This window comes from Roseobacter sp. EG26 (genome assembly GCF_049830555.1).
Classification (GTDB): domain Bacteria; phylum Pseudomonadota; class Alphaproteobacteria; order Rhodobacterales; family Rhodobacteraceae; genus Roseobacter.
In genome coordinates this window covers 120,621-137,388 of record NZ_JBNBLH010000008.1, presented here as the reverse complement: position 1 = coordinate 137,388, position 16,768 = coordinate 120,621, and the positions used below count along the sequence as shown (strand labels likewise).

The following is a 16,768-nucleotide window of genomic DNA, read 5'->3' as shown; positions in this document are numbered from 1 at the left end:
GGAGATGTTGACGCTGCCCACTCCGGATGGAAATCTTGAAACCTACGATCTTGTAGGCGATCCGCTCAACCCGCGCGCGCCGCGCGTACCTTTTACCCGGACGGCATTTGCCGCCGCGCACGTCATCTCCGATCCCTTGCGTGAACGAAACCCCTGGGACACCCGGCCCGCCGTGGATTGGGACACGACATTGCGATTTCGCCACAGTCTTTGGGATCAGGGATTGGGTTTGGCTGAAGCCATGGATACTGCCCAACGCGGTATGGGCGTTGACTGGCAGACGGCGCGCACCCTGATCGAGCGCACGATGCCCGAAGCCAAGATGCACCCGCTCAAACCACGCGTGGCCTGTGGTGCAGGGACCGACCATATCCCGCTTGAAGACCTCACGACCAGCGCGAAGATACAGGCCGCTTACACCGAACAGGCCGAGGTTATCGAGGCGGCGGGCGGGCAGTTGATCCTGATGGCGTCGCGCGCCTTTACCGCCATGAACGCAGACTGCGACGCCTATCGACGGGTTTATCGGGCCTTGATCGATGGTGCTGCACAACCGGTCATTCTTCATTGGTTGGGTGACATGTTTGACCCGGCTTTAGCCGGCTACTGGGGGTATGGCGATGTCGGTTTGGCCAGCGATTTCGTTCTGAGCTTGATCGCCGAGAAGCCGGCCAAGGTGGATGGCATCAAGATTTCCCTGTTGGATCAGTCGCACGAGGAGAGCTTTCGCGCGCGTTTGCCGGAGGGCGTGCGCCTATATACCGGAGATGATTTCAGCTATGCGGATCTCATCGCCGGGGACGGCATCCGGTACTCGCACGCGCTGTTGGGTATTTTTGCAGCTATCGCCCCGGCGGCAGCGCAAGCTCTGGAGGCGCTGGCCGAAGAGGATTTGAGCAGATTTCACGATCTGCTCGCCCCAACAGTTCCCCTCAGCCACGAGATTTTCAGATCCCCCACCCGTTTCTACAAGGCAGGCATTGCGTTTTTGTCCTGGCTCAACGGGCAACAGGAGCATTTCATCATGCCGGCCGGGTTCCAGTCCAGCCGTGACATAACCCACTATGCATCTGTTTTCCGTCTTGCCGATCAGGCCCGGCTTCTGGCCCAACCGGAACTCGCAGAGCGTCGAATGAAAACCCTGCTATCCCTGCACGGCATCTGATACCAACAACGGTATGGAGCGTAGACCCACAATCAAGGATGTTGCCCGGGAAGCAGGCGTCTCAAAGTCCACTGTCAGCCTTGTCTTGCAAAAGAGCCCCCTGGTCAAAGAGGACACACGTATCCATGTGCGCGAAATCATGGCCCGCATCGGCTATGTGTATAACCGTTCGGCCGCCAATCTGCGCTCTTCGTCCACCGGGCTGATCGGACTGGTAATCAACGATCTGCGTAACCCCTTTTTCACCGAATTTGCGGCGTCGCTCCAACAGACGTTGTCCGAGCAGGGCTATGCCGTGGTCCTTGCGAACGTCAGCGAAGATGCTGAACTACAGGCGAAGATGATTGACGCGCTGATCGAACACGGCGTCTCTGGCTTCATCGTGTCGCCCGCCTACGGGGTAAATGACAGACCCCTTGAGGCGATTGCACGCGCCGGGTTGCCAGCGATACAGGTCTTTCGAAAGGTCGACGAACGCGAAGGGCTGTTTCCCTTCCTTGCTCCGGATTACCAAGCGGGTGGCCGGCGGGCGACTTTGCATCTTTACGAGCGCGGGTGCCGACGTGTTGCCTTTGTCGGAGGTCTGGCAGGACGTGCGGTGACACAGGAGAGAATGTCAGGATACCTCGAAGTCGTGGCGCAACGAGGCCAAGAACCCGTTGTCATTACCGGCGCTGCAAGCTACGATTTCGGAGTGTCGGGGGTCAAACAACTGATGAACGAACACCCGGATGTGGACGGTGTCTTGTGTTTCAATGATTTGGTAGCTCTTGGGTTATTGTCCGGCGGTCAAAGTCTCGGGCGCAAAATCGGCCAGGATTTACGGATTGTCGGCTTCGACAACATAGAGGGTTGCGAGCAGAGCCAGCCGCAACTTACATCGGTGAGCTGTGGCATACCGCAATTTGCACAAGAGGTTTCCCGGCGCATACTGGTTTGGTTGAATGAGGGATCTGCACCTGAAACCGGCACCCGAATGCCTGTTGACCTTGTTGTCAGAAAGTCGAGCTAAGGGGTGACGCCCAGCCAATTTGAATGCTGGCACCCCTTGATCACTGAAGGTGCCAGTCGCCCATGGGTGGTTGCGCAGGTCAGACTTCGAGTGAAACCCACAAAACAACCGCATCTTCCTTACTTGTCGAGATGCATCCATGCCCCATGCCGCTATCATAATAAAGTGAATCCCCGGCCTTGAGGTCCAAGGGGCGGTAATGTTCCGAAATGAAAGTCAGTTCTCCACTTATGACATACATGAATTCTTCTCCGGCGTGCCGAATCCAGGTTTCATAAGCCGATACATCGCGCGCCTTTATTGTCGCGATATAGGGCACCATATGCTTGCTCGTGAGCTCATTGCAGAGCAGCTCGTGGGTGTAGGTCGCCGTTTCGCGCATCTCTCCCTGACCACGCAAGGTATAGTCGCGGCGCCCTGAAATGCCGTTATGCCCACTTTGCATAAAGAGCTGCGGCGGGTTCATGTCGAGCACATGGGTCAGCCGCCGCACAATTTCAAAGCTGGGGCGCGTCTGGTTATTTTCGATCTTCGACAAGGTTGACCGGCCGATTCCAGCGACCTTCCCGGTTTCCTCCAGCGTCCAACCCTTAGCTTGACGCGCATCGCGGATGGATTTGGCCAGCTCTCGGCCATCTTCCGCCTCCGGGCGATTTTCAGCCGGAATTTCAGTGTCTTCTGTCATTCTTCCTCGCTGTTTCCGTCAATGTAGAGTGTTCACGATGATCTCACAATTAGGAATATTCGAGAATTTATATTGATTAAGAGAATTTCTCCACTATAGGAAACAAATGTTTCGAATGAGAGATTCGTTCAGGAGGGGCCAATGTTCAAGACATCGCTAGATACAGCGGATACCGTGATCGCCGCAGCCATTGCACGAGAAGCAAAGAGACAGGCAAACCAAATCGAGCTGATTGCTTCGGAGAACATCACCTCCAAAGCAGTCATCGACGCGCAAGGGTCAGTTCTGACCAACAAATACGCCGAAGGATATCCGGGCCGCCGCTACTATGGCGGATGCGAATTTGTGGACGAAGTGGAAGCTGTTGCCATCGACCGGCTGAAATCCCTCTTCGGGGCCGAATATGCCAACGTTCAATCACACTCCGGTGCACAGGCCAATGGTGCTGTCAAACTGGCGCTGCTCAAACCGGGCGACAAGATCCTAGGCATGTCTCTGGATGCCGGCGGGCACTTGACCCACGGTGCCAAGCCCGCCCTTTCGGGCAAATGGTTTCAGCCAATTCAATACGGGCTGACCGAGGCCGGAACCATTGATTACGACCAGCTCGCTGATCTTGCGCGCAAGGAAAAGCCACAACTGATCATCGCGGGCGCATCCGCTTATTCACGCACTATAGACTTTGCGAAGTTTCGCAAAATCGCCGACGAAGTGGGCGCTTGGTTACTTGTGGATATGGCGCATATTGCCGGGCTCGTTGCCACCGGGCTGCACCCGTCACCTATGCCGCATGCGCATGTTGTGACCTCGACGACCCACAAGACGTTGCGGGGGCCACGTGGTGGCATCATCCTGACCAGAGACGAGGCTGTCGCCAAAAAGATCAATTCGGCGGTCTTCCCCGGTTTGCAGGGCGGTCCGCTGATGCACGTGATCGCGGCGAAGGCCGTGGCTTTCGGCGAAGCTCTGAAGCCCGAGTTCAAGACCTACATGCGGTCTGTTGTCGATAGCGCCAAAGCCCTGTCGGACGTGATGATGGAGAGAGGCTGCGATATCGTTTCCGGCGGGACCGACAATCATTTGATGCTGGTCGATCTGCGCCCCAAAGGCGTCAAGGGCAACGCCGCAGAGGTCGCGCTCGAACGCACAGGCATGACCTGCAACAAAAATGGCGTGCCCGGGGACCCGGAGAAACCAACCATTACAAGCGGCATCCGCCTCGGCACCGCCGCTGGCTGTAGCCGTGGCTTCGGCCCTGAAGAGTTCCGGCAGATCGGCCATCTGATCAGTGATGTGCTGGATGCGCTCGCCACGTCTCCGGACGGCAGCCCGGAAATTGAGAGCCGTACACGGGAAGCGGTCAGCCATCTCTGCGCGTCCCATCCGATTTACTGAACCTGAAGGCGGACCCAGGAAATGACCTACGATCTGATTGTCATTGGCGCAGGCCCGGGCGGATATGTCGCCGCCATCCGCGCAGCACAGCTTGGGTTTTCTGTCGCCTGTATCGAAGGTCGCGGCAGCCTTGGCGGCACCTGTCTGAATGTCGGGTGCATTCCTTCCAAGGCCTTGCTGACCTCTTCGGGTAAGTTTGCCGAGCTATCGGGCCTTGCTGCGCATGGAATCGCGGTTGAAGGGGCCGCGCTTGACCTCGGCGCGATGATGGCGCGCAAAGACAAGATCGTTGGCGATCTAACCAAAGGCATTGCGTTTCTTTTGAAGAAGAATGGGGTTGAACAGATCAACGGCTGGGCCTCGATTCCGACCCCCGGACGCGTCGATATCCGCCAGGGCCAGGACACGGTCAGTCTCAAGGCAAAAAACATATTAATTGCAACCGGCTCCGAACCTACACCGCTTGACGGGATCGAGATTGACGAAATCAACGTGCTGAGCTCCACCGGCGCTCTGACACTGGACGCGGTACCTGATCATCTCGTGGTGGTCGGTGCCGGTGTCATTGGCGTGGAATTGGGACAGGTCTGGTCCAGACTGGGCGCGAAGGTGACGATTGTGGAATATCTTGACCGGATTTTGCCCGGGATTGACGGAGAGACCGCCAAGCTGGCGCAGCGCGCTCTTTCCAAGCGTGGCCTCAAATTCCAACTGGGCAGGGCGTTGACCGGGATCACCCAAACAGATGACGGCCTGCGCCTGACCCTGGACCGTGTGGGACGGGACACGCAGGAAACGCTGGATGCCGACAAAGTGCTTATCGCGATTGGCCGTCGCCCGGTCACACGCGGGTTGGGTCTGGAGGCGCTCGGCGTTACCTGCGAACGCGGCTTAATTGTCGTGGATGATCACTTTCAAACGTCGGTCCCTGGCATCTATGCCATTGGTGACTGCGTTCCCGGCCCGATGCTGGCCCACAAGGCTGAAGAGGATGGCGTCGCATGCGTGGAAACGCTGGCAGGACTTAATGGCCACGTCGACTATGCAACCGTACCCGGAGTCGTCTACACCGACCCCGAAGTGGCATCCGTTGGCCTCACCGAAGAGGCCCTGAAAGAGGCGGGCACCGACTACAGCGTTGGAAAATTCGCCCTGATGGCAAACTCGCGCGCGCGCGCATCGGGACAAACCGATGGCGCGGTGAAAGTGCTCTGCGACCCCGATGGCAATATTCTCGGTGCCCATATCTGTAGCGCACATGCCGGTGATTTGATTGCGGAACTGGTTTTGGCAATGGCAAACGGGGCAACCGTCGGCGAGGTTGCCCGAACCTGCCATGCCCATCCGGCGCTGGGTGAAGCCGTCAAGGAAGCCTGTCTTGATGCGCTCGGCCGCGCGGTCCACGCATAGGAGATGGTGAAGATGACCGTTCAAATACGTCACCGCCATCCGGAGAAGGCGCACAAGACCAGCACAAGCATCCCTCGCAAGCCCAAGTGGATCAGAAAGAAGCCTGCAAACTCAGAAGCCTATTTCGAGACCCGAAAGCTTATGCGGGACCACGCGCTGACAACGGTCTGCGAAGAGGCTGCCTGTCCCAATATCGGTGAGTGCTGGTCTCAGAAACATGCCACCATGATGATCATGGGCGAGGTTTGCACGCGCGGATGCTCCTTTTGCAATGTCTCTACCGGGCGTCCCGAGGCGTTGGATGCGTTTGAACCCGCACGCGTTGCGGCAGCCGTCAAAAAACTCGGTTTGAAGCACGTGGTGATTACCAGCGTGGATCGCGACGACCTCCCGGATGGAGGTGCTGGGCATATCGCCCAAACCATCCGCGCCGTCCGCCATCATGCCCCCACCACAAGCATCGAGGTTTTGACGCCTGACTTTTTAGCTAAAGGCAATGCGGAGCAAGCGATTTTTGACGCGGCACCGGATGTCTTCAACCACAATCTCGAAACCGTTCCACGGCTTTATCCGACCGTCCGACCCGGGGCGCGATATTACCGATCGCTACGGCTTTTGGATGACGCCAAACGGGCCAATCGCGAGGTTTTCACGAAGTCGGGATTGATGGTCGGGTTGGGTGAAAGCTTTGACGAAATCCGACAGGTCATGGACGACCTGCGGGCGGCCAATGTGGATTTCCTGACGATCGGGCAATACCTGCAACCGACCCCAAAACACCACGCGATAGACAGGTTCTGGACCCCGGATGAGTTTCAGAAACTGGAACGTATGGCTCGCGCCAAGGGGTTCCTAGGGGTGTCGGCAACACCACTCACACGATCTTCGTTTCATGCAGACGCAGATTTCGCAACTCTTCAGCAAGCGCGCAAAGCTGCTCTCTTGGCTGAAGGCACTCACTAAACGCAAAAGGGAGGGAATTTCATGGAAGCGTTAAATTCAATCGTAGGAGCCATCAATGGCGTTGTCTGGGGGCCGCTGATGCTGGTTCTCATTCTGGGCGTTGGTTTCTTTCTGCAGGTCGGGCTGAAATTCATGCCGATCCTGAAACTGGGCACGGGTTTTGGCCTGCTGTTCAAGGGTCGGGAAGGTCAGGGTGAAGGACAGATCAGCCCCTTCAACGCTCTGATGACATCGCTGTCAGCGACCATCGGCACCGGTAATATCGCCGGTGTGGCCACTGCTGTCTTCTTGGGCGGTCCGGGCGCACTTTTCTGGATGTGGATGACCGCTCTCGTCGGTATGGCCACTAAATATGCCGAGGCCGTCCTCGCGGTGAAATACCGCGAAAAAGACGAGTTAGGCAATTTTGTCGGCGGCCCGATGTATTACATCAAAAACGGTCTGGGCGCGAAATGGGCCTGGCTCGGGTTTGCCTTTGCCCTCTTCGGTGCGATTGCGGCCTTTGGCATCGGTAACGGCGTTCAAGCCAATGGTGTTGCACAGGTTCTTGAGGCCAACTTTGGACTGAACACATCCATCACGGGCGTGGTTCTTATGATCCTCACGGCGGCTGTCATTCTGGGTGGGATCACACGCATCGGTGCCGTTGCCGGTAAGCTCGTGCCTTTCATGGCCGTCAGCTACATCGTCGCTGGCCTGCTGGTCCTGCTGATCAACATCGGCGGCATCGGTGACGCGCTCTCGCTGGTCTTTACCCATGCCTTCACCCCATCTGCGGCCGAAGGTGGTTTTGCGGGTGCGGCGGTTTGGGCGGCGATCCGGTTCGGGGTGGCGCGGGGCGTCTTCTCCAACGAAGCGGGTCTTGGCTCAGCCCCTATCGCTCACGCGGCGGCCTCCACCAAAGGACCGGTCAACCAGGGGCTGGTCGCAATGCTGGGAACTTTCATCGACACCATTATCGTTTGCTCGATCACCGGCCTCGCAATCATTGCTTCGGGTGCATGGACAAGCGGCGAAAGCGGTGCCGCCCTCACTTCTCTGGCATTCGAGACCAGCTTGCCGGGCCTCGGCGGCTACCTGATCGCCATTGCCTTGTCGATCTTTGCCTTCACCACCATTCTGGGATGGTCCTTTTATGGCGAGAAGTGCGTTGGCTATCTGCTGGGTCATAAAGTTCTGATCGTCTACCGCATTGCGTGGATCGTGATGATTTACTTCGGTGCGACCGCGGATCTGGGCTTCATCTGGCTCTTGGCGGACACGCTGAACGCGATGATGGCAATCCCCAACCTGATCGCTCTGGCTCTGCTTAGCCCGATCGTCTTCAAACTGACGAAAGAGTTCTTCGCCTCAGGGGGTGCCAGCGAAGAAGGCGGCACCACACCAGCCGAGTAACACCCCATGGAGGAGGGCCGAAACCGGCCCTCCTCATTCGAGAAACACATTTTCGAGGAGATGGCACATGGCCACTAAAATTCTTCTGCCCATCGACCACACCGATAGCCGCTCCTGGAAAGCGGCGCTGCCTTTTGCTCTGGAACAGGCAAAATTCTATGGTGCCGAGCTACAGGCGGTAACGGTCATTCCGGATATTATCCAATTGCCAAACCTGCCGGCAAACTATGGTGCCGGCGCCAAAGATCACGTGAGCGGCAAACTCCGGGCCATCCTGACTGAAGGCGGTGTCCAAGACATCCCGGTGCATGTGGCCCAAGGCAGCGTGTACCGTGAAATTCTCAGATTGGCCCATCTAGAGGGCTTTGACTTGATTGTCATGGCATCCGCGCGGGGCGATTTCCCCAATTATGAAATTGGACCAAACCTTGCCCGCGTGGTGAGAAACGCACATTGTAGCGTTGTTGTCGTCCGCGATTGACCCTGAACCAACGAATTGGAGGACTTTGCCATGAGTGATGCACCTAAACGGACCCCGCTTTATGATCTGCACGTCGAACTTGGCGGCAAGATGGTTGATTTCGCGGGCTGGGAAATGCCGGTCCAGTTCCCTCTGGGCATAATGGGTGAGCACAAACACTGCCGCGAAAAAGCGGCTTTGTTCGACGTAAGCCATATGGGTCAGGTCATCTTGCGGGGCGAGAATGTCGGGGAAAAACTCGAAAGTATTTGCCCGCAGGCCTATGCAAGTCTGAAAGAAGGCAAGGCGCGTTATGGCTTCTTCACCAATTCAGACGGCGGGATCATGGATGACCTGATCGTCGCCAACGCAGGCGATCATTTCTTTGTGGTCGTGAATGCATCGATGCGACATCAGGACATCCCGCATATGGCGGCGCATCTTGAGGGCGTTGAAGTGACCGAAATTTTTGACCGCGCACTGGTGGCGGTTCAGGGACCCAAAGCAGAAGACGTCGTGGGGGCACTTTGCCCTGCGGTCCGAGATCTCACCTTCATGGAAACCACGCTGGCTCAGATCGAAGGGTTCGAATGCCGTATTTCCCGGCTTGGATACACGGGCGAAGACGGTTACGAAATCTCGATCCCGGAAGACGGTGCTTTGAAGGTCGCCCGCGCATTTCTCGCCCATGACGATTGCGAGGCGGCGGGTCTGGGCGCGCGCGACAGTCTGCGCCTTGAGGCCGGTCTTTGTCTCTACGGCAATGATATCGACCGGACGACCTCCCCGATTGAGGCAAGCCTCGCTTGGGCCATTCAGAAGCGGCGCAAGGAGGAAGGCGGCTTTCCCGGCGCAGGGCGCGTTCAGAGGGAATTGGCCGAAGGCGCAGACAAAAAGCTGGTAGGCATCAAACCAGAAGGGCGTGCGCCTGCGCGTCAGGGTGTTGAAATCCAATCGGCGGCAGGCAATACAATTGGTCAGATTACCTCGGGCGGTTTCGGCCCTACGGTGGGTGGACCCGTTGCCATGGGATATGTTTCAAAGGGGCATGGCACTGCCGGGGAAAAGATCAATCTGATCATTCGTGGTAAGGCGCAGCCTGCCGAAATCGTTTCACTGCCATTCGTGCAACAAAACTATAAACGCTAAAACCAGGGAGCACTCTCACATGTCCACATATTACTCAGAAGAACACGAATGGGTCCTCGTTGAGGGCGATACAGCCACCTTCGGGATCACAAAACACGCCGCCGACCAGCTTGGCGAGATTGTCTTTGTCGAACAAAAAGAAGTCGGTGACAGTTTCGAGAAAGGGGATGAGATCGGTGTGATTGAATCCGTAAAAGCCGCCTCCGAAATCTATGCGCCAGTCGATGGTGAAGTGGTTGAGGTCAATGGCGATCTGGAAGATAGCCCGGCCAATTTGAATGAAAGCCCTGAGGGCGACGCATGGATCTACAAGATCAAGCTGTCGGATGCCGGTCAGCTCGAAGACCTGATGGATCTTGACGGCTACAAAGCCTTTATCAGCTAACCCCATTCATCCTACATCCAGCCGCCGAAGCCTTTTGTGCTTTCGGCGGTGTAATCCACGCTCAGGAGCATTGAGATGGCATTTGAACTGACCACCTACCAAGCTTATGACTTTGCAAATCGTCGCCATATAGGCCCCTCGCCTACGGAGATGGACGAGATGCTTAAGGCGATTGGTTTCGACAGCCTTGATGGGTTGATCGACGCCACGGTTCCCCCTGCCATCCGCCAAAAAGAACCCCTTGATTGGGGCCCGGCGATGAGCGAACGCGACGCGCTCTTCCATATGAAAAACATCGCGGGCAAGAATACAGTTCTCACGTCGCTGATCGGCCAAGGGTACTATGGCACAACGACGCCCGCCCCTATCCTACGCAATATTCTTGAAAACCCGGCCTGGTACACGGCCTACACGCCCTACCAGCCCGAGATTTCTCAGGGCCGCCTTGAAGCCTTGCTGAATTTCCAGACCATGGTTTCCGATCTTACCGGGCTGGATGTGGCGAACGCCTCGCTTCTGGATGAGGCAACCGCCGCTGCCGAAGCCATGACCATGGCCCATCGGGGTTCGCGTACCAAAGCGAACAACGCGGCCTTCTTTGTGGATAAGAACTGCCACCCGCAGACGGTTGCCGTCATCAAGACGCGTGCCGAACCTCTGGGCATCGACGTAGTGGTCGCTGATCCTGATGAGCTGGACGCCGGCGCTGTCTTCGGGGCAATTTTTCAGTACCCGGGGACCTACGGGCATGTGCGCGATTTCACCGATCAGATCGCCGCTTTGCATGAAAACAAGGGGGTGGCAGTTGTTGCCGCGGACATTCTCGCGCTGGCTCTGCTGAAATCACCCGGTGAGATGGGCGCGGATATTGCCGTGGGCTCCACTCAGCGCTTCGGCGTCCCAATGGGATACGGCGGGCCGCACGCGGCCTATATGGCCACCACCGACAAACTCAAACGCGCCATGCCGGGCCGCATCATCGGGGTTTCCATCGATGCGCGCGGCAACAAGGCCTACCGGCTGTCGCTGCAAACCCGCGAACAGCATATCCGTCGGGAAAAAGCCAATTCGAACGTCTGTACTGCCCAGGCCCTGCTTGCGGTCATCGCGTCAATGTACGCGGTCTATCACGGTCCCGACGGGATAAAGGCCATTGCGCAATCGGTGCACCGCAAGACATCGCGTATGGCGGATGTTCTGGAGGAGCATGGCTTCAAGGTGCAGCCCGATGTCTTTTTTGACACGATCACTGTCGAAGTAGGCCCACTGCAGAAAACCGTTATGGAAGCAGCCGTAGCACGCGGCATCAACCTGCGCAAAGTGGGTGAAGCCCATGTTGGTATCTCGTTGGACGAGCAAACGCGGCCCGAAACCATTGAAGCCGTGTGGGGTGCATTTGGGATCGATCAGGCGGATGACAGCTCGAAAAAGCATTACCGTTTGCCGGACTACGCCCTGCGCGACAGCCCCTATCTGACCCACCCGATTTTCCACAAGAACCGGGCGGAAGCGGAAGTGACCCGCTATATGCGCCGGTTGGCCGACCGTGATCTGGCGCTCGACCGGGCGATGATCCCCTTGGGCTCCTGCACAATGAAACTGAATGCCACGATCGAAATGATACCGGTTACCTGGCCGGAGTTTGGCAATCTGCACCCATTCGTGCCAGCGGATCAGGCCGCAGGGTATTACGAGATGATCGACGATCTGAATGACAAGCTCTGCCGGATCACCGGCTATGATGCGATTTCCCAGCAACCGAACTCCGGCGCGCAGGGTGAATACGCCGGGTTGCTGACAATCCGGAACTACCATGCGGCAAACGGTCAGCAGCAGCGCAACGTCTGTCTGATCCCCACGTCTGCCCACGGTACAAACCCGGCATCCGCCCAGATGGTCGGATGGAAGGTTGTTCCGATCAAAGCGGACGACAAAGGCAATATCGACCTGAACGATTTCCGCGAGAAGGCCGAAATCCATTCAGATCACCTTGCTGCCTGCATGATTACCTACCCTTCGACCCACGGCGTGTTCGAGACGACCGTGCAGGAGGTTTGCCAGATCACCCATGACCACGGCGGGCAGGTCTATATCGACGGTGCGAATATGAATGCAATGGTCGGCCTGTCGCGCCCCGGTGACATTGGAGGCGATGTCAGCCACCTGAACCTGCACAAGACCTTCTGCATTCCACATGGCGGCGGCGGCCCGGGTATGGGTCCGATTGGCGTCAAAGCGCATCTGGAGGAGCATCTGCCGGGGCACCCTGAATATGGTACCGCGGTCGGCCCGGTGTCGGCAGCGCCCTTTGGGTCTCCTTCGATCCTGCCGGTCAGTTGGGCCTATGTGCTTTTGATGGGTGGCGCCGGTTTGACGCAGGCGACCAAGGTTGCGATCCTGAATGCCAACTACATCGCCGCACGGCTGAAGGATGCCTACAAGATCCTCTACACGTCGGAAACGGGCCGCGTCGCGCATGAGTGTATCCTTGATACACGTCCTCTGAACGATGATGGAGGCGTTACCGTGGATGATGTCGCCAAGCGTTTGATCGACAGCGGCTTTCACGCGCCAACCATGTCGTGGCCGGTGGCGGGAACCTTAATGGTAGAACCAACGGAATCCGAGCCCAAGGATGAGCTTGACCGTTTCATTGACGCGATGTTGTCCATTCGGGCGGAAGCTCAGGAGATCATTGATGGCAAGATCGACCCTGAAAACAACCCGCTGAAACACGCACCCCACACAGTGCGGGACCTTGTGGGAGACTGGGATCGACCCTATAGCCGCGAACAGGCATGTTTCCCGCCCGGCAATCTGGGCGTTGATAAGTATTGGCCGGCGGTCAACCGGGTCGACAACGCCTACGGCGACAGAAACCTGATCTGTACATGTCCGCCGATGGAAGACTACGCCGAAGCGGCCGAATAACTCCAAAACACAATGCGGTGCCCGTTGTGGGCACCGCTTCTCAGGGCAATTGGACCAAAGCTACATGTCTGGCGATCAGTTTGTCAAAAGCCCGTAGCGCCGAATTTCAGCTTCGGTCATGATGTGGATGTTCTCTGCGGATGCTGCGTAAATGGTGAACCAATAGAACGTGTCATTGCCAAGCATCCGTTCGATATAAAGACGGTTTTGTTGGTGCGCTGGCGCGCTTTTTGGATAGTCCTGCGCATCTTTGATCCCGTCTGACCAGGAATGAACCCCAAGCGTTGCCCCTGGCTCCATCGTTCGCTCAACGCCAGCCAGAAACAAATCCACCCCACCTGAATAGACTTCACTACGCGCTGTCAGATGCGTGTTCAGACCCAACTCCCGAAGCCGGTAACCGAATGCAACCATAACATCATCGTCAATGGAGCCGGGCACATCCAGTTGAACCAGCGTGTCGATATCAGGGTTTTCTGCATAGACCTCTTCGAATTGCCCAAGCGATCTGGAGTTGATTTCGCCGCGCATCAGGAGCTTGGTGCCCATGACCTGAAATTCCGTTGTCACCATCTGGTTCATGGTGAGAACCGCGACCTGTTGACAGCCCACCAGCAGCAGCGACGCAACTACTATGATCGCGACTGCGACCAAACCCTGCGCCTCTTTCAACGGATTGATCCCCGTTCTAACCAACGACATTATGCCCCCTACTGCGCATTCAATTAAAAACGATACGGTCTCTGGCGTCCTCGACCTTTGCACCTTCTTCCGCCGATCCGATCAGACCGCCGACAACCGCCCCGGCGACCATGCCGCCCAATTCGTCACCATCATCTGCTTCTACGCCACCGATCAATCCCCCGACAATGGCGCCGCCGGTAGCCCCGTCATTTGTCTTGTCCTGCTGTAGTGAGAGTTGACGGCAAGCGGTCAGGTCATTTTCATAAGACGCATTCTTTTGGCCATCGACAATGGGATCGTAAGGCGCGTCCGAGCATGCAGCCAGAAGCAATCCGAAGGCGGTCAGGCCCGCAATCTTTAAAATTTCAGTCATATGTCACCCTTGATTCTCAGGTTTGGTCATCGTTATGGCGGCGATTTAGAAGGATAGCGAAAGCAATTCAACAACTATTTTATGTTTTACATAAATTATATGATGTAATACATTTAGTTATTGCCGTTTAACTATATGCCCGTTCTCAAGTAAGGAGACCCGAAAATGACGTATTTTGCCAAAACCGCAATGATATTAAGCATCTGTTATTATTGCATAATACTTGGGGTACTGTGGATCGGCCAAATTCTGGGGGTTCATAACGGCATCTGGGAAGCATTCGATTTTCCACAGCAAGACACCTCACCGCCTGTTTGGACGCTGATCATCGGCCTGATCATGACCGGAACGGCACTTTGTTGTCTCGCAAGCGCCTATCGCGCGGCCTGGACGATTCTCGGAGGTGGGCCAAAGCAAGACTTCAGAGACCTTGGACAAAACCTCAAACGTATGGCTTGGGGGCTTATCGGGTTCTGGGTCGGCTACAATCTTGTTTCAGGCGTGATGCAGTATCTGATCATCATCGGGTTGCCATCGACGGATGGGTTTGAATTTGGATGGGACCCTCTGGACCTCGACATTATATTCGCGATTGTCGGCGTCGTCTTGCTGGCGATATCACAGACGCTCGAACGCGCGTGGCTTGCCGAAGACGAAAACAGCCAATTTCTTTGAGGAACACATCATGGCCATCCAAGTGAACCTCGATCTCATGCTGGTAAGACGCAAGACATCCTCACGCGAACTTGCAGCCGCGATCGGATTGTCGGAAACCAACCTGTCGCTGATCAAGTCAGGCAAAATCAAAGGCGTTCGGTTTTCCACCTTGAATGCGATCTGCGCCTATCTCGAATGCCAACCGGGGGATATCCTGACCTTTGAACCGGATTGATCCGGCCAAAGTCACCACGCGACACGCAGGGTTCCGCACCCAAGCGCACCTGCCGGTTCAAAGGTCTCGCAAGCGACCTTGTCAGCTGGAATCTCCTATTGGCTGCACCTGAAGCTTGGGGCGTTTGAGCCGCTTTGCTTGAGCCTTATCGAAACGGGTTTGGGTGAGGACGGACTGCAACATCGGCACCCCATCCTTTCCCACACGCCCAACAACCGACGTGGGTGGGTGAAAGGAATCCACGGCAGCTTCAAGCGCAAACGTCACGGCAGCCGTTTTTTGCGTACCGATCCCCGAAAGCATCAACCTGCCAGAAGGGCGGATGACGGAAATACGAATTCTACCGCGTCCAACCGGGTCCGTAAGGATATAATACATCGGCTCATAAAGACCAGTTTCGATATTCTCCTCGGTCACGACGACCGGTATCGCTTGCTGGTGCGTCAACTCGGTCTGCAAATTGAGCCCCTTGACCGAAAAGAGCGCATAGCGATGAGATCCGCAGATCAATTCTGTCGGAGCCTGCGCTGCCAGTTTGAGCCCCGGCACCCGGACCAATTTGAACAGCCTTGCCGCAACCTCAGAACTGGCGGGCCGTATGGTGGCAAGCTGGGTTGCCGCGCTAGACGCTGGCAATGTGCTGGTCTGGGCATCAAGCCGAAACGCCCCAAGCCCGTGCTTATAGGACAAGAACACCTGGGCGGATCGAATTGTTTTACGTGTCGCGGGATCGTCGCTCTTCAACGATTTCAAGAGCTTGAGATCCGTCGCCGCGCCCACCTTGCCGATCCGCTCAATGGCGCGCCTTTTCAGCATTGGATGTTTCAGTTTCAGCGAGGACCGTAAAACCTCGAGGGCCGCAGGCGTGGCGCGCTCACCGATGGCACCGATGGCCTTGCTTCGCAAACCAATGTCGGTCTCCTTGTCCAATGCAATGTTCTTGAGAAATCCCGTCAAGTTACGGGGTGCAGCTTCCACGAGTTCGGCAAAGGCCAAGGCACGTCCGGCTGTCCCGGCGGGCGATCGCGCCAGAGACATCAGTTTTTTGGTATCGGCGCTTTCAGGTTTGGTTCCGGCCATCTCAACATCCCTCCCTTACAGCACAGTGTTCACGCATGTCGCTACCCTGATCACTATCGAGATTGACGGCTGTGCGGGTGTCGCGGGTCGAAGTACCGGCGATAAAGGGCACGCAACCCGTCTGAGCCATCAGGTTAAACCGGTCATTCCCGGTCGGACAGGGCCCATCTGGCAAGGCATCATGATTATGTGGCAGGCCGAGGAAATGCCCAATTTCATGGGCAAACGTTCGGGACAAACCCTCATCATTGCTGTCGATGCCTCCGGCAAGACACCCATCATCCTTTGAGCCCTTGTCACAATCGCCCGGTCTCGGTGAGAGGCCAAGCAAGGTGCCTGAAATATTGCGAGCCACAAAGGCATCGATCCCATTGTTCTGAACCGAGAAGGATTCCCAGAGATCACGGGCCTCCCCCGTGCCACCGATGTCATCCATACCGTCTGCATCTGCGCTGTCGACAAACCAATGCAATACGCGCCCGACGCCCAGATTGCGCGGACGGTAGATATTGCGGATGCGGTAAACCGAGTAGTCAAGTTCGATCAGCGCATCGGCCAATGCCGTTGTCCCAAGCGCGTCAAATCCAACGCGGATGACATTGATGTTGATGTGTTGTCCGCCGATATCGTTGGCAAGCTGGCGAAGCGACACGCTTGCAACAACCCCGGCCGGATCAGGTGGAACCCTGCTGCGTATAAACCCAAAGAGCCTGAATAATACAGATTGATCTTGATTGAGGTCGGCATCGACGCAATCGAGCATCTCTCGGACACTGATATCCATGGTAA

The 16,768-nt window shown here is 56.6% G+C and carries 17 protein-coding genes; 12 read left to right on the top strand and 5 right to left on the bottom strand.

Going from position 1 to position 16,768, the window contains the following annotated elements; genetic code table 11:
* Window positions 1-4 precede the first annotated feature (4 nt).
* Both ACOTTU_RS17855 and ACOTTU_RS17850 read left to right on the top strand, forming a co-directional pair.
* A complete protein-coding gene (locus ACOTTU_RS17855; RefSeq protein WP_425659988.1) occupies window positions 5-1,165 on the top strand; it encodes a dihydrodipicolinate synthase family protein in 1,161 nt (386 codons plus the stop codon).
* Window positions 1,166-1,178: 13 nt separating this feature from the next.
* Complete coding sequence (locus ACOTTU_RS17850) at window positions 1,179-2,177, top strand: LacI family DNA-binding transcriptional regulator (RefSeq protein WP_425659987.1); 999 nt, start codon at window positions 1,179-1,181, stop codon at window positions 2,175-2,177.
* A 79-nt stretch (window positions 2,178-2,256) separates the two neighbouring features.
* On the opposite strand, the gene ACOTTU_RS17845 is transcribed toward ACOTTU_RS17850, so the two are convergent.
* Complete coding sequence (locus ACOTTU_RS17845; protein ID WP_298918744.1) at window positions 2,257-2,862, bottom strand: helix-turn-helix domain-containing protein; 606 nt, start codon at window positions 2,860-2,862, stop codon at window positions 2,257-2,259.
* Window positions 2,863-3,003: 141 nt separating this feature from the next.
* Here ACOTTU_RS17845 and glyA point away from each other — a divergent pair, with 141 nt between their 5' ends.
* The 8 genes from glyA to gcvP all read left to right on the top strand — a co-directional run bounded on the left by glyA (window position 3,004) and on the right by gcvP (window position 12,950).
* A complete protein-coding gene (gene glyA / locus ACOTTU_RS17840) occupies window positions 3,004-4,257 on the top strand; it encodes a serine hydroxymethyltransferase (RefSeq protein ID WP_425659986.1) in 1,254 nt (417 codons plus the stop codon).
* Between the two features lie 21 nt (window positions 4,258-4,278).
* Entirely contained in the window at window positions 4,279-5,667 is a 1,389-nt protein-coding gene (gene lpdA, locus ACOTTU_RS17835) for a dihydrolipoyl dehydrogenase (protein ID WP_425659985.1), read from the top strand.
* A gap of 12 nt (window positions 5,668-5,679) precedes the next feature.
* A complete protein-coding gene (gene lipA / locus ACOTTU_RS17830; RefSeq protein ID WP_425659984.1) occupies window positions 5,680-6,630 on the top strand; it encodes a lipoyl synthase in 951 nt (316 codons plus the stop codon).
* A gap of 21 nt (window positions 6,631-6,651) precedes the next feature.
* Window positions 6,652-8,025, top strand: a complete 1,374-nt coding sequence (locus ACOTTU_RS17825) for an alanine/glycine:cation symporter family protein (RefSeq protein ID WP_425659983.1) — start codon at window positions 6,652-6,654, stop codon at window positions 8,023-8,025.
* 67 nt (window positions 8,026-8,092) lie between these two features.
* Window positions 8,093-8,506, top strand: a complete 414-nt coding sequence (locus tag ACOTTU_RS17820) for a universal stress protein (RefSeq protein WP_425659982.1) — start codon at window positions 8,093-8,095, stop codon at window positions 8,504-8,506.
* A 30-nt stretch (window positions 8,507-8,536) separates the two neighbouring features.
* Window positions 8,537-9,634: a glycine cleavage system aminomethyltransferase GcvT gene (gene gcvT / locus ACOTTU_RS17815; RefSeq protein ID WP_425659981.1), complete on the top strand. Its 1,098-nt coding sequence runs from the start codon at window positions 8,537-8,539 to the stop codon at window positions 9,632-9,634.
* Between the two features lie 19 nt (window positions 9,635-9,653).
* Window positions 9,654-10,019 (top strand): glycine cleavage system protein GcvH, encoded by a 366-nt coding sequence (gcvH, locus tag ACOTTU_RS17810; protein ID WP_298918759.1) that lies wholly within the window; start codon window positions 9,654-9,656, stop codon window positions 10,017-10,019.
* A 75-nt stretch (window positions 10,020-10,094) separates the two neighbouring features.
* A complete protein-coding gene (gcvP, locus tag ACOTTU_RS17805; protein WP_425659980.1) occupies window positions 10,095-12,950 on the top strand; it encodes an aminomethyl-transferring glycine dehydrogenase in 2,856 nt (951 codons plus the stop codon).
* Between the two features lie 75 nt (window positions 12,951-13,025).
* Here the strand turns inward: gcvP and ACOTTU_RS17800 are convergent, their stop codons facing one another.
* Window positions 13,026-13,652: an alpha/beta hydrolase gene (locus tag ACOTTU_RS17800; RefSeq protein WP_425659979.1), complete on the bottom strand. Its 627-nt coding sequence runs from the start codon at window positions 13,650-13,652 to the stop codon at window positions 13,026-13,028.
* Window positions 13,653-13,671: 19 nt separating this feature from the next.
* Window positions 13,672-14,007: a glycine zipper family protein gene (locus ACOTTU_RS17795; RefSeq protein WP_425659978.1), complete on the bottom strand. Its 336-nt coding sequence runs from the start codon at window positions 14,005-14,007 to the stop codon at window positions 13,672-13,674.
* 165 nt (window positions 14,008-14,172) lie between these two features.
* On the opposite strand from ACOTTU_RS17795, the gene ACOTTU_RS17790 reads away from it, so the two are divergent.
* The gene (locus ACOTTU_RS17790) at window positions 14,173-14,682 is read left to right on the top strand and encodes a hypothetical protein (protein WP_425659977.1); all 510 of its coding nucleotides are present in this window, start codon (window positions 14,173-14,175) and stop codon (window positions 14,680-14,682) included.
* A 10-nt stretch (window positions 14,683-14,692) separates the two neighbouring features.
* Window positions 14,693-14,899, top strand: coding sequence for a helix-turn-helix domain-containing protein (locus ACOTTU_RS17785; RefSeq protein WP_298918772.1), 207 nt, complete (start codon window positions 14,693-14,695; stop codon window positions 14,897-14,899).
* 81 nt (window positions 14,900-14,980) lie between these two features.
* Here ACOTTU_RS17785 and ACOTTU_RS17780 read toward each other — a convergent pair whose 3' ends face one another.
* On the bottom strand, window positions 14,981-15,979 hold the full coding sequence (locus tag ACOTTU_RS17780; protein ID WP_425659976.1) for a HEAT repeat domain-containing protein: 999 nt from the start codon (window positions 15,977-15,979) through the stop codon (window positions 14,981-14,983).
* 1 nt (window position 15,980) lies between these two features.
* Window positions 15,981-16,763: a hypothetical protein gene (locus ACOTTU_RS17775; protein WP_425659975.1), complete on the bottom strand. Its 783-nt coding sequence runs from the start codon at window positions 16,761-16,763 to the stop codon at window positions 15,981-15,983.
* Window positions 16,764-16,768: the final 5 nt, after the last annotated feature.

What these genes read in the sequence shown, in the direction of transcription:
- glyA (WP_425659986.1), top strand. Translation starts at nt 3,004, where the DNA reads ATGTTCAAGACATCGCTAGATACAGCGGATACCGTGATCGCCGCAGCC.
- ACOTTU_RS17780 (WP_425659976.1), bottom strand. Translation starts at nt 15,979, where the DNA reads ATGGCCGGAACCAAACCTGAAAGCGCCGATACCAAAAAACTGATGTCT.
- gcvH (WP_298918759.1), top strand. Translation starts at nt 9,654, where the DNA reads ATGTCCACATATTACTCAGAAGAACACGAATGGGTCCTCGTTGAGGGC.
- ACOTTU_RS17795 (WP_425659978.1), bottom strand. Translation starts at nt 14,007, where the DNA reads ATGACTGAAATTTTAAAGATTGCGGGCCTGACCGCCTTCGGATTGCTT.
- ACOTTU_RS17820 (WP_425659982.1), top strand. Translation starts at nt 8,093, where the DNA reads ATGGCCACTAAAATTCTTCTGCCCATCGACCACACCGATAGCCGCTCC.
- ACOTTU_RS17855 (WP_425659988.1), top strand. Translation starts at nt 5, where the DNA reads ATGTTGACGCTGCCCACTCCGGATGGAAATCTTGAAACCTACGATCTT.
- lpdA (WP_425659985.1), top strand. Translation starts at nt 4,279, where the DNA reads ATGACCTACGATCTGATTGTCATTGGCGCAGGCCCGGGCGGATATGTC.
- ACOTTU_RS17790 (WP_425659977.1), top strand. Translation starts at nt 14,173, where the DNA reads ATGACGTATTTTGCCAAAACCGCAATGATATTAAGCATCTGTTATTAT.
- gcvP (WP_425659980.1), top strand. Translation starts at nt 10,095, where the DNA reads ATGGCATTTGAACTGACCACCTACCAAGCTTATGACTTTGCAAATCGT.
- gcvT (WP_425659981.1), top strand. Translation starts at nt 8,537, where the DNA reads ATGAGTGATGCACCTAAACGGACCCCGCTTTATGATCTGCACGTCGAA.
- ACOTTU_RS17800 (WP_425659979.1), bottom strand. Translation starts at nt 13,652, where the DNA reads ATGTCGTTGGTTAGAACGGGGATCAATCCGTTGAAAGAGGCGCAGGGT.
- ACOTTU_RS17825 (WP_425659983.1), top strand. Translation starts at nt 6,652, where the DNA reads ATGGAAGCGTTAAATTCAATCGTAGGAGCCATCAATGGCGTTGTCTGG.
- ACOTTU_RS17850 (WP_425659987.1), top strand. Translation starts at nt 1,179, where the DNA reads ATGGAGCGTAGACCCACAATCAAGGATGTTGCCCGGGAAGCAGGCGTC.
- ACOTTU_RS17775 (WP_425659975.1), bottom strand. Translation starts at nt 16,763, where the DNA reads ATGGATATCAGTGTCCGAGAGATGCTCGATTGCGTCGATGCCGACCTC.
- ACOTTU_RS17845 (WP_298918744.1), bottom strand. Translation starts at nt 2,862, where the DNA reads ATGACAGAAGACACTGAAATTCCGGCTGAAAATCGCCCGGAGGCGGAA.
- ACOTTU_RS17785 (WP_298918772.1), top strand. Translation starts at nt 14,693, where the DNA reads ATGGCCATCCAAGTGAACCTCGATCTCATGCTGGTAAGACGCAAGACA.
- lipA (WP_425659984.1), top strand. Translation starts at nt 5,680, where the DNA reads ATGACCGTTCAAATACGTCACCGCCATCCGGAGAAGGCGCACAAGACC.